9 protein-coding genes are annotated in these 12,307 nt (G+C 57.7%); 3 read left to right on the top strand and 6 right to left on the bottom strand.

Annotated features, from left to right (window positions below):
- Positions 1–202: 202 nt before the first annotated feature.
- The 5 genes from WC370_10245 to WC370_10225 form a co-directional block, all read right to left on the bottom strand.
- Positions 203–1,591 (bottom strand): hypothetical protein, encoded by a 1,389-nt coding sequence (locus tag WC370_10245; protein MFA5309845.1) that lies wholly within the window; start codon positions 1,589–1,591, stop codon positions 203–205.
- Positions 1,592–1,657: 66 nt separating this feature from the next.
- Positions 1,658–2,029: a hypothetical protein gene (locus tag WC370_10240; protein MFA5309844.1), complete on the bottom strand. Its 372-nt coding sequence runs from the start codon at positions 2,027–2,029 to the stop codon at positions 1,658–1,660.
- Positions 2,030–2,082: 53 nt separating this feature from the next.
- On the bottom strand, positions 2,083–3,054 hold the full coding sequence (locus WC370_10235; protein ID MFA5309843.1) for an SDR family NAD(P)-dependent oxidoreductase: 972 nt from the start codon (positions 3,052–3,054) through the stop codon (positions 2,083–2,085).
- A 138-nt stretch (positions 3,055–3,192) separates the two neighbouring features.
- A complete protein-coding gene (gene mutS, locus WC370_10230; protein ID MFA5309842.1) occupies positions 3,193–5,901 on the bottom strand; it encodes a DNA mismatch repair protein MutS in 2,709 nt (902 codons plus the stop codon).
- Positions 5,902–6,649: 748 nt separating this feature from the next.
- Positions 6,650–6,943, bottom strand: coding sequence for a hypothetical protein (locus WC370_10225; GenBank protein ID MFA5309841.1), 294 nt, complete (start codon positions 6,941–6,943; stop codon positions 6,650–6,652).
- Positions 6,944–7,513: 570 nt separating this feature from the next.
- On the opposite strand from WC370_10225, the gene WC370_10220 reads away from it, so the two are divergent.
- The gene (locus WC370_10220) at positions 7,514–7,807 is read left to right on the top strand and encodes a hypothetical protein (protein MFA5309840.1); all 294 of its coding nucleotides are present in this window, start codon (positions 7,514–7,516) and stop codon (positions 7,805–7,807) included.
- A gap of 9 nt (positions 7,808–7,816) precedes the next feature.
- Here the strand turns inward: WC370_10220 and WC370_10215 are convergent, their stop codons facing one another.
- Entirely contained in the window at positions 7,817–8,383 is a 567-nt protein-coding gene (locus tag WC370_10215) for a GNAT family protein (GenBank protein MFA5309839.1), read from the bottom strand.
- A gap of 194 nt (positions 8,384–8,577) precedes the next feature.
- Here WC370_10215 and WC370_10210 point away from each other — a divergent pair, with 194 nt between their 5' ends.
- On the top strand, positions 8,578–10,791 hold the full coding sequence (locus WC370_10210) for an FAD-dependent oxidoreductase (GenBank protein ID MFA5309838.1): 2,214 nt from the start codon (positions 8,578–8,580) through the stop codon (positions 10,789–10,791).
- A gap of 97 nt (positions 10,792–10,888) precedes the next feature.
- Positions 10,889–12,271: an MFS transporter gene (locus WC370_10205; GenBank protein ID MFA5309837.1), complete on the top strand. Its 1,383-nt coding sequence runs from the start codon at positions 10,889–10,891 to the stop codon at positions 12,269–12,271.
- The last annotated feature ends 36 nt before the right edge of the window (positions 12,272–12,307 follow it).

Here is a 12,307-nt window from a genome sequence, read left to right as displayed (position 1 = left end):
AATTACAGACACAGTCTGGGAAGTCTGGTTCAGTTTCTTAAAGCTTGGTTTACTAGATGAAACCAAAGGAAAAGTGTTACCTATGTCCCCGGTCTAAAGTGTAACCTATGTCCCAGTTTGCACAGGAGAAAAGGTCGGGCGAGAAAAAGGAAGAGGGGGTGTTTAACCCCCTCTATGTTCTGCTACGTCAGTAAATCCAGCTCTAGTCGTAATCGGCGTCGGTTTTTTCGTCCGGGAGGCCGCAGGAGCCGTCGGCGCATTCGTCCCCGGTGTTCAAGGCGCGCCAGCGGTCGACGGAAGAACTGCCGGAGTAGCCGTAGTCCGCCGCTTTCCACAGGGGGCTCGTCTCCCCGCCCACGACGATGATATTGATGTTGTCCGGATTAAAGTAGGGGGCAATCAGGGCATCGTCCGGGAGCTTTTTCCAGGACGCGTAAGGCTCCACGCCCTTGTACGCCTCGGAAGCCATCAGCATATCTATATGGTCGGTCTTCCAGTATTGCCCGGCCGTCATCTTAACGTTTTGCGAAAGGTGGCGGGCGTAGTCCTTCTTGGTGGCGAAACCCTCGTTCTCCTTGAGGTTCCGCGCCACCAGCGGGTCCATGATGACCGTCCCGGATGAATTCATGGGGGGCATGATGGCCCACTGGGCGCACAGCTCTTCCAGCAGCGTGCGCTTGGAAGCGGCGCCGTAGCTGTTCACCATCGCCCAGCCGCGGAAGACACTGACCACGCTCTCTTCCGCCTTGAAACCTCTGGTCACATGGAAGGGCTCCCAGACGCTCCGCTCCTCGTTTTCCCCGGCGCACATGTTGTTGTAGGTATGGTTGTTGCCCTGGGTGCTCCACAGGGTACTGCGGAGCTTGGCGAAGCCGTGGCAGATGCTCATCAGCGTCCAGGCCCGGCCGATGACCGAGTTGGCCATGGTCACGGCGCTGAAGGCGGCGATGCCGCAGTTCAGGCCGATTTCCTTACGGATAGGCCCGTTGACCAGCAGCATGGCCTCGAAGGGGGTGGTGGAGGGCATCAGCGAGGACTGCCGGGTGGCGGCGGTAGCCAGTATCACCGGGAAATACTCCGGCCGGGCGCCGGCCATGACGGCGATAATGGCGATGTTGGTCACGTTATACTGCACCATTTCATGGGTATCGAACTGGAAGGATTCAGCCACCACCTCGTCCGGGGCGGCGGCGGTACCCTTGAGCATCGCCTGCACCCGCTCCTCGGTGGGGAGGATAACGGGCAGGCCGTCCGTCCAGCCCTTTTCATAGAACAGGCGCTGCAAATTTTCCTCCGTGTCCGGCCCCAGGAACTGCGGGGGGGGCGGCGCGGCGGGGGCAGCCGGGGCGGGAGGCGGGGCGCCCGTCAGCGGCGGGGCCGCCGGCGCTTCTTCTTTTAACGGTTTGGTCAATAAATCTAAAATTTCCGTGATAATGGGTTTGCCGGTTTCCGGGTCGTTGCCCACGATGTATTTATCCAGGGCTTCCGGAGACAGGCCGATTACCGGGTGGGGGGTATATATAAAAGGCATTACCGCCGCCCGCGGGTCGGCGTTGACGACGGTCTTGTACTCGAACGTGGAGACAGGCACCGTGGGAATTCCGTAGTTTCTTTCCAGCTTTGAATAGCATCCGGCGACCGCCGTGACGCAGCCCGGTCAGCCGGCCACCCCGACGACGACGGCATCCCCCTTGGCGGCTTTAATTTCCTCCCAGAGGGCGTTGTTATCGTCCATGAACACGTTGCCCGGCTTGCGCTTGCGCACGGTGGTGACGGACGGCATGTTGTCCGCGAACCACTTTTGCAGCTGGAGCATGAAATTATAGCTCCCGCCGAAGCCGGTGTCCACCAGGTAAACCGTCTTGTTTTCCAGGGTGTCCAGCCGTTTGGCCAGGGTGGGTGAAGGCGGGGGCGGCGGCGGCCCCATAGCGCCGGGCGGCGGACCCATGCCGGGGGGACCAAAGCCTCCCGTTTTCTTCTGTACGCCCGTTTCCGGGCTCATTACCGTCATCAGTATTTTATATGTCATTTATTGCCTCCATAGGTATTAGTGGCGCTGCTCTTTAACCGGTAAGCCGGCCGCTAAATGCCGCGGCGGGGCTTTTTGACCCAGGTCAAATCTTTTCTGGCGGCGCCCCAGCCGGACTCGTCCGCGCCGGAGAAGGGAGCGCGGTCGCCCATGTGCGCCTGCATCTCTTCCATGTGCTTCCGGGTGAGCTCTTCCTGGCGCTTCATCCCTTCCGGGGTGGTGTAGTTCATAATGCGGTCGAAGTTGAACTGCAGCATCTTCTGCGGTTCCGGGCCGGGCAGTACGAAGAACTGCTCGTCCTCGATGCCTTTCTTGAGTACTTTCGCCAGCTCCACCGGGTCCATGCCCTGGGCGTTGAACTGGCCTTCAAAGGCGATGGATTTTTCGTCCACGTTATAGCCGGTGTTCTTGTAGCGTTCCGGCCGGGTGAAATACGACTCATGAATATTGGTGTTGATGCCGCCCGGGCACAGGCAGGAAACGCCGATGCCGTAAGGCTTGAGAGCATTATAGTAGCACTCCATCAGGCTGTTGACCGCGGCCTTGGAGGCCGAGTACGGCGTGCAGCCGGAGGCCGCCATGAAGCCGGACATCGAGGAAGTGGTGGCGATATAGCCGCCCTTGCCCGCTTTGATCATGCGCGGCACGAAGGTTACCATGCCGTTGATGACGCCGAAGAGGTTGACCCCGATAACCCAGTCGAAGTCCTCGAAGGTCGAGGCTTCCGCCGGTCCGAAGGCATTGACGCCCGCAGTATTGAACAGGAGCTGCGGCGGCTCCCCGTATACCTTTTCCACCTCGTCCGCCGCCGCGGCGTACGCTCGGCGGTCGGTAATATCCAGCTTGATGGTGTGGACCTGGGCGTTTTTGCCTTTAAAATAGTCCTTGGCCTGGTCCAGGTGGTCCTGGCGGATATCGGCGATAACTATTTTGCAGCCGGCCTCCGAAAATAACTTGGCCTGGCCCAGCCCGGCGCCGGAAGCGCCTCCGGTAATGAACGCAACTTTACCTTTAAAATCTTTCATTCTCTTCCCTCCGTTATATTGTTATATAGCGTATTATAAAAGTTATAATATTGCAAATTTGGACAATCCTGCGGAACAACTACCCGCCGGGTCGTGATTTCAGCTATAAAAACCGCGGGAACGGCGCCCCGGATACGGCTATTCTCCCAGCTTTTTCTTCAGCTCGTAGAGCTTGTTCAGCGCTTCCAGCGGCGTCATACCGTCCGGCTCTATTTTCTCCAGCTCTTTTTCCAGCGCCGTTTTCTCCCCGAAGAGCGGCATCTGCGCCGCCTTTTCTTTAGCCGCCCGCTCACCCTGAGCCTGTCGAAGGGGACCGTTGCTTTCCAGCTCCCCCAGGACCTCGCGGGCGCGGTGGAGCACCGGCCGGGGCAGGCCCGCCAGCTGCGCCACGTGGATGCCGTAGCTCTTGTCCACCCCGCCCGGCACGATTTTATGCAGGAAAATGACTTTGCCGGCTTCCTCGATAACGGCCACGTTGAAGTTCTTGACCCGGGGCAGGTAGCCCGCCAGCGCCGTCATCTCATGGTAGTGGGTGGCGAAGACGGTGCGCGCGCCCAGCCCTTTATGGTTGTGGATGTACTCCGCCACGGCGCGGGCGATGGACAGCCCGTCATAAGTGCTGGTGCCCCGCCCTATCTCGTCCAGGATGAGGAGGGAGCGGGGGGTGGCGTTATTTAAAATATTGGCGGTCTCCACCATCTCCACCATGAAGGTGGACTGCCCGGCGGCGAGGTCGTCACGGGCGCCGATGCGCGTAAATATGCGGTCGACGATGCCTATCCTGGCCGAGGCCGCCGGCACATAGCTGCCGATTTGCGCCAGCAGCACGATAAGGGCAACCTGTCTTAAATAGGTGGACTTGCCGGACATGTTCGGCCCGGTAAGGACGATAAGCTGGGCGTCTTCGTTGGAGAGGTAAATATCGTTGGGCATGAAGGAGCCGTCCGTCAGGGTCCTTTCCACCACCGGGTGCCGCCCCTCTTTGATGTCGATAACCGTGCCGTCGTTCAGCTGGGGTCGCACATAGTTATGGCGCGCCGCCACCTCCGCCAGGGCGGCGTAAACGTCCAGGCGGGCTAAAGCCGCCCCCAGCGCCAGGATGCGCTCGCTTTCCAGCGCCACCTGCCGGCAGACGCGGCGGTAAACATCCGTTTCCACCTGCTCCAGGCGGTCGCGGGCGTTGAGAATCATGGACTCGTACTCTTTAAGCTCCGGGGTGAAAAAGCGCTCCCCGTTGACCAGGGTCTGCTTGCGGATAAAGTCGTCCGGCACCTGCTTTATACTGGCATTGGAGACCTCGATGTAGTAGCCGAAAATGTTGTTAAAGCCCACTTTGAGGTTCTTGATGCCGGTGCGCTCCCGCTCCTTGAGCTCCAGGTTGGCGAGGTACTTTTTGGCATTGCCGGAGACCTCCCGCAGGCCATCCAGCTCCTCGGAAAAGCCGGGCTTGATAACGCCGCCCTCCCCCACGATAGAGGCGGGCTCGTCCTCAATGGCCCTGGCAATAAGGTCGATGGCTTCATTACAGGGCTTCAGCTCCGCGATTAGCCCCCCGATTGCTTTAGCATCCCCATCCCCCTCCCTGCCTGCCCGCCGAAGCCCTGGCGTAGGCGGGTCATGCTGAGGGAGTGTAGCGACCGAAGCATCCCGGGGTGGGGCGGCAATATCCCCAGCTCCCCCGGATTCTTCGCTGCGCTCAGAATGACCAAGTATTTCTTTCAGTCCGGGCACGGCCTCCAGGCTGCGCCTGAGGGCGACCATCTCCCGCGGTATGGCTATTTCCCCCCGCACCCGGTTGATAAGGCGTTCCAGGTCCGCCACGTCCTTGAGCCTATCCGTTATCCGGCGGCGGGGCAGGGCGTTGGCCGTAAACCAATCGATAACATCCAGCCTTTGATTGAGCGCCGCCGCGTCCAAAAGCGGCTGGCCCAGCCACTTCCTTAAAAGCCGGCCGCCCATGGGGGTCCTGGCGGCGTCTATCACGGAGAGCAGCGAGCCTTCCGCGCCGCCGGAGCGGGAGCCCCGGAAAATCTCCAGGTTGCGCTGGGTCTGGCTGTCCAGCGCCATGTAGCTTTCCGTGGCGTAGGTGGCCAGGCGCGTGATCTGGCCGAGGCCGCTTTTCTGCGTCTCCCCCAGGTAGAAAACGATAGCCCCCGCCGCTTTAATGGCCAGCGGCAGGTGGTCGCAGCCGTAGCCTTCCAGCGTCGTTACGCCGAAGTGGTCGAGCAGGGTCCGGCGGGCCGTCTCCAGGTCGAACCGGTAGCCGTCGACGCGGGTAATATTGTCCTTGACGCCCAGGCCGTCGATGTCCGCCCCTTCGGCGGCGATGACCTCGGAGGGGTTGAGTCGTTCCATTTCCGTCCTGGCCCTGGCCGCAGGCAATTGCGTCACGGCGAACTCGGAGGTGGTGATGTCCACCAGGGCGATGCCGACCTCCCCTTCTCCCCCCGCCACGGCCACCAGGTAGTTGTTGCTTTTGCTATTGAGCAGGTTGGGCTCCACCACGGTGCCCGGCGTGACCAGCCGCACCACGTCCCGCTCCACCAGCCCTTTTACCTCCCCCGGTTTGGTGAGCTGCTCGCAGATGGCCACCTTGTAGCCGCGGTTGATGAGTTTGGCCAGGTAGCCGTCCAGCGCGTGGTACGGGATGCCCGCCAGCGGTATCTTGTTGCCCTTGCCCATCTCCCGGGAGGTCAGCACGATTTCCAGTTCCCTGGAGGTAATCCGCGCGTCCTCGTCGAACGTTTCATAGAAGTCCCCCAGCCGGAACAGCACAATGGCGTTGGGGTACTGCTTTTTAATGCGGAGGTACTGGCGGCGGATGGGGGTGGCGTCTTCTTTCATCAAGGGTATTTTACCGTAATTAGTGGCTGGTTACTAGTTATCGGTTGGGGAAAGGGGGGCAAAGCACGGAGTACGAAGCTCTAAACTCTAAACAAATTCAAAAATCAAAGGTCAATAACACAGATAAAAGATAATTGTCATTGCGGGGAATCCCGATGAACTTCGCTTCTCCCCCGTGAATCGGGACGACGTGGCAATCTCACCGCCCTAATAAAGCCGTCATTCCGTACTTGATACGGAATCCAGTTTGATAAATACAGCTAATACTACGGAAAATTAAGCAAATCCAAGTGACTGGATTCTGGCCTTCGCCAGAATGACAAATCAATAATATGTTTTTCCCAATCATTCCCCTATCAAAGTGTAAGACAATGGGCAAACGGGAAACATTTGTTTTTGTTTTTTAATTTTTTTTGTTAAGGTCCACGAGTGATTTATACGTAAACATTTGTTTTTAATTTTATGTCAAATTAGCTACAAAATACGGGTAATTGTTTTTTAATTTATGTTAAGTGGCCTAAAGTTTTCCCGACCTTTTTTCCTCTTATCCCTCTCTCCGCCGGCAGAGAGAGGGACGATATATTGTTATAAAGGCACAGACAATATTATGCACCGGAAAGAGAGGGGAAGCAAGGTGATTTTGACGGGGGGGGGGGTAATAAGCGCTAAGCTCTAAACATACTTAAAACTCACCCTTCGACAGGCTCAGGGTGAGCGGGGGGAAAAGGGGAAAAATGGGGGAGGAAATTAATTAGCGCAATTTATGTTCCTTCCCACAATTCGGACAAGAAATAAATTCCGGTGGTTGTCCAGTACACACATAGGGAAATACTGTTCCACAACTACAACCAATCATAGAGGAGACGAGCCCCTGATTAGTGCTAAAGCCAATTGCCGTTTCTACATCTTCGGCCTTTAGTTCAACTCTTGTTGACGAAATTTCTGCTGGTTTATTTACTTCCATTCCTATAGCCTTTTTCGCATGTTTAATATCAGCTTTTATATCAACATTTTTGATAATTGTTCTTTTCTCTTCACTCTCCATATTAACCGTCCTTTTGTGTTTTATCACAAATACCCAATACACAATTATAAAAAGTCCCCAAATAATCCATATTATGGTGCTTACAACCCAAGTTCGTGCCAATGGACTCATTTCAATTCCTAGAAATGGGAGAGAAGTAAGGAGTGAAATAATGATATGCTTGAGCATGTCATCATTGTAACACCAATATTGACTGTGTCAAGCTAATACTCAGGTATAGAGAGAATTTAAGGAGCATTATTGTACTGCTCCCCTTAAATCCCTCTCTCACTTTCCTTCCGATTCGTTCCTCATACGGAATCCCGCATGAACAAGGTGAACCGGGACTTTACAAAGGGGAGAGGATGCTAGTGCAAACCTTTGTCTCTTTGTTTTTCATCTATCTTTCCCCCTTTGAAAAAGGGGGATTAAGGGGGATTTTCAGTCCCCCAAATTACCTACCACCAATTACCAACTACCCCTTTTCCTCCCCTGTCCGCCGCATTCATGATTCCGTTCTCACCTTGACAAATTACATTCGTAAACAGGATAATTATAGTAAATATTGCGTTAACGAAAGGGGTATCCCGATTGTTTCATTCAGCCCAGTGGAAAGCCTATCTCCAGCAGCTCCAGGACAGGTCCGCGGAGGAGATAGAAGATGATAAGAATGTTTACCACGCCCTGCATTCGGAAAAGCTCTGGTACGCTATCGAGGAAAAAAGCGACCACCAGAGAATGGCGGAAGAACACCTCAAGCGTAGCGATGAGCTAATAAATGACTGCACCAAGCAGGTCGACGACCTGGAAGAAATCCTGGCCAACACCCCCAAGCCCAGCGTGGCTTTGAACTGGAACATGATGACCCTGCAAGACCTGATGTAGGACGATTCCCTAAATATCCCCCGGCACCAGCGAATGCATCACGGCATCATACGCCCGGTCACGGATAACTATCCGGTTCCTCAGGACGCCTTCCCGTTTAGCCCCCGCCTTTTCCGCCACCCGCAGGCTGCGCTGATTATCCACGGCCACCAGTATCTCGATGCGGGTCAGCTTCAGCGCCGCGAAGCCCCATTTGGCCAGCAGCACCGTGGCCGCCACCGCCACCCCGTTGCCGGTATGGCTCGTCCGCACCCAGTAGCCCAGGTTGGCGCGCCGGTTCATATGGTCGATGGCGTTCAGACCGCACCCCCCTATCATCATCCCGTCCGCGGCGCCGAAGATAGCGAACTCGTAAGCGGTACCCTTCTTCCAGTCCGCCGGCCGCTTCTTTACCCAGGCCAGGTTTTCTTTCCGGGTATAGTCTTCATGGGCGAAGGGCAGCCAGACCGATATTTCCTTCAGCGACTCCTTGATAGCCTGGAAGGAGTCACGGGAATCTTCCTTGCGGTACGGCCGCAGGGTTATTTTACCGTCCGTCAGCTTTACCCTGTTCCGGTCCAGCATTTCATTGCTCATATTACCTATTATGTTAGCTTTTCGCGGCATTAGCTGTCAACGCGGCGAAGGAGAGAAAAAAGGGCCGCCCCGCAACTTGAAATGTCTCCCGACAAATGCTAAAGTTTATACCGTGCGGAACAGTGCTGTCAGAAAAACAGGCACTCGCGGGACAGCCGGCCTCCGCTCCCTAAAAAACAGCTTTATTATTGTTTATGTCCGATAAAATTCAACTTACCATCGACGGCCAAAAGGCGACCGCGCCGAAAGGCGCCACCGTCTTACAGGCCGCCCGCGCCGCCGGTATCTATATCCCCACCCTCTGCTACCACCCGGACCTGCAGCCCTACGGCGGCTGCCGTCTCTGCGTGGTGGAAATAGAGAACATGCGCGGCCTCCCCACCGCCTGCACCACGCCGGTGGCGGAAGGCATGAAAGTGTCCACGGACACCCCGCAGCTCCAGGACTTGAGGCGCTCCATCATGCAGCTTATCCTCTCCGAACACCCCAACGCCTGCCTGACCTGCGAGCGCCGCGACCGCTGCGCCCCCAACGACATCTGCCTGCGGAACGTGGCCGTCAACGAAAGGTGCGTCACCTGTCCCAAGAACAAGCGCTGTGAATTCCGGGAAGTGGTGGACTACCTCGGCATTACGGAGACCACCCTGCCCTACCATTATAAAAACCTGCCCGTGGATTACGCGCGGGAACCGCTCATCATGCGCGACTATAATTTCTGTATCCTTTGCGGGCGCTGCGTGCAGATGTGCGCCGACGTCCGGGGCATCGGGGCGATAGATTTTTCCAAGCGCGGCTTCGATACGCTGGTCGGCACCGCCTTCGATAAGCCCCTCCAGGACTCCGGCTGCCGTTTCTGCGGCGCCTGTGTCGAGGTCTGCCCCACCGGCGCGCTGACGGATACCGCCGCGGCTTTTAATCCGGAAAAGCACTGGGAAGCATCGGCGGTGCCCTGCAAACACGCCTGCCCCGCCGGCATCAACGTCCCGCTTTATGTCTACCTCATCGGCGAGGGCAAGTTCCAGGAAGCCCTGGCCGTTATCCGGGAAAAAGTGCCCTTCCCCGGCACGTTGGGGCGGGTGTGCATCCACCCCTGCGAGGAAGCCTGCCGCCGCAGCGCCCTGAACTCCCCCATTTCCATCAAGTTTTTAAAGCGCTTCGTGGCGGACCGCGACTACGGCTTCTGGAAACACCATGCCAAAAAACTGCCGTCCACCGGCAAGAAAGTAGCTATCGTGGGGGCCGGGCCGGCCGGGCTGACCGCCGGCTACTACCTGGCCAAGGCCGGGCATACCGTAACCGTGTACGAGCAGTTCCCCAAAGCCGGCGGCATGATGCGCGTGGGCATACCGGACTACCGCCTGCCCCCGGAAGTGCTGGATAAAGAAATAGACACCATCAAGGAAGCCGGGGTAGAGGTAAAACTGAACAGCAAAATCGAATCCGTCGACGCCCTTTTCAGCGAAGGCTATCAGGCGGTATTTTTAGCGCCGGGCGCCCATAAGGGGCAGGGACTGGGGGTGGAGGGCGATAACCTCCCCGGCGTTTTTGACGGCGCTTCTTTCCTGCGGGACGCCAACCTGGGGAATAAGGTGGAGGTGGGCAAAAAGGTGGCGGTGATAGGGGGCGGCAACGTGGCTATCGACAGCGCCCGCACGGCTTTAAGGCTGGGCGCGACGGACGTGCACATCATCTACCGCCGCACCCGCGCCGAAATGCCCGCCAGCCCGGAAGAAGTGGAAGCGGCGATAGAAGAGAAGATACACCTCGACTACCTCACCACGCACCTCAAGGTAAGCCGGAAAGACGGCAAGCTCACGCTTACGTGCAGTCGCAACGCGCTGGGGGAGCCTGACGCCAGCGGGCGGCGGCGTCCCGTGCCCATCAAGGGCAGCGAGTTCGATACGGAATACGATGTCATTATCGGCGCCATCGGGCAGACGCCGGAAATACCGGCCGACTTTAAAGTAAAGACGGCGCGGAACAGCACCATCCAGGCCGATGCCGATACGATGGCGACCAGCCGGCAGGGAGTCTGGGCGGGCGGCGACGCCGTTACCGGCCCGGCTTCCGTCATCGAGGCTATTGCCGCCGGCAGAAAAGCCGCCAGCTCCATAGATAAATTCATGGGCGGCAGCGGCAACATCGAAGAGAAACTGACCAAGGAACGCAAGATAGGCGTTTGCGCCGGCATGACCGCCGCGGACTTCCCCGTACAGCCGCGCGTGACCATGCCCTGCCTCCCCCCGGAAGAGGTGGTGGGCAATTTTACCGAGGTGGAAACCGGCCTGCTCAACGACAGCGCCATCGCCGAGGGAAGACGCTGTTTCCAGTGCGGCTTCCGCAGCCAGATAACGCCCGCGCCGCGCCCGCCTATCGCCCGTCTTAAAAAGACCACGGACGTGGCGTAAATACCGGTTTTTCCCGGATTCACAGCTATTTCCGGAACATTTTTGACCGGCATCCGCCGGAAATGATATCCTCCAACTAAAATGGGCTGACTTAGAAATGACCGATAACTCCCCCGCCAGGGTCAACAAAAGCATTATCCTGATAATTTCCACCATTACGGCTTTTATCCTGCCGTTCCTGGTAGCCGCGGTGAACGTGGCCCTGCCGACGATGGGACGGGAATTCGGGATGGAAGCGCTGGTGATGAGCTGGGTCAGCACTTCCTATTTCCTGGCTATCGCCATCGTGCAGGTGCCTTTCGGGCGGCTTTCAGATATAGTGGGGCGCCGCCGCCTGTTTATCCTGGGACTGCTGGTCTCCACCGGCGGCTCTTTCCTGGGGGTATTCGCCAACTCCATTACAGTACTGATCATCAGCCGGGTATTGCAGGGGCTGGGCTCCGGCATGACCTTTAACAACAGCGTGGCCATTTTATCCTCCGTTTTCACCGGCAAAGAACGCGGCAAGGCCCTGGGCATCAGCCAGGCGGGCACCTACCTGGGGCTTTCCCTGGGGCCGCTCATCGGCGGGGTGATGACCGACCGCCTGGGCTGGAACAGCATTTTCCTGCTGAGCGGCTGTCTGGGCGTCCTGCTGATAATCCTCGTCTGGTACGGCATCAAGGCCGAGTGGCGGGAGGCGGCGGGGGAAAAGTTCGATATTACCGGCACCATCGCCTACGTGATTGCCATCGGCATATTCATGTACGGCTTTTCCAGCCTGCCCTCCACGACCGGCATCATCCTCTTCGTCATCGGGTCCGCGGGCATGGTATTCTTCGTATGGTGGGAATCCCGCACGCCCAGTCCTATTTTCGAGATTTCCCTGTTCCGGCGCAACCGGGTCTTCATATTGTCCAACCTGGCGGCGCTGGTCACCTACCTTTCCACCTTCGCCGTGACCTACCTGCTGAGCCTGTATCTCCAGTACATCAAAAACTACTCCGCAGAGCAGGCCGGGCTGGTGCTGATAGTTTCCTCCGTTTTCATGACTATCTTTACGCTGCTTTCCGGCTTCATCTCCCAGCGCTACGAGCCGCGGATAGTGGCGACGGTGGGCATGGCTTTTAACTGCGCCGCCCTGATAATGCTGATTTTCCTGGGCAACGATACCTCCACCTGGTACATTATCCCCGCCCTGGCCATCTACGGCACCGGCATCGGTCTGTTCGTTTCCCCCAACACCAACGCCATCATGGGGTCGGTGGAGCCGCGGGTGCTGGGGGTGGCTTCCGGCACGCTGGGGACGATGCGCACCGCCGGCATGATACTGAGCATGGGCATTACCATGATTCTGTTCTCGGTATATATCGGCCAGGCGGAAATCATCGAAGCCTACTACCCGCAGTTCCTGACCAGCGTCCGGGTGGGGTTCACCATTTTCTCCACGCTGTGCGTGGGGGGACTGATAGCGCAGATGGTGGCCCGCCGGTCCAGCTAGTTTTTGGCAACGCCACGCCCCCTTTTCCCCCCTGGA

The sequence above is a fragment of the Dehalococcoidales bacterium genome, assembly GCA_041652735.1.
GTDB lineage: Bacteria > Chloroflexota > Dehalococcoidia > Dehalococcoidales > RBG-16-60-22 > RBG-13-51-18.
Note: the sequence above shows the minus strand (reverse complement) of the source record. Positions and strands in the feature narration are given on the sequence as shown.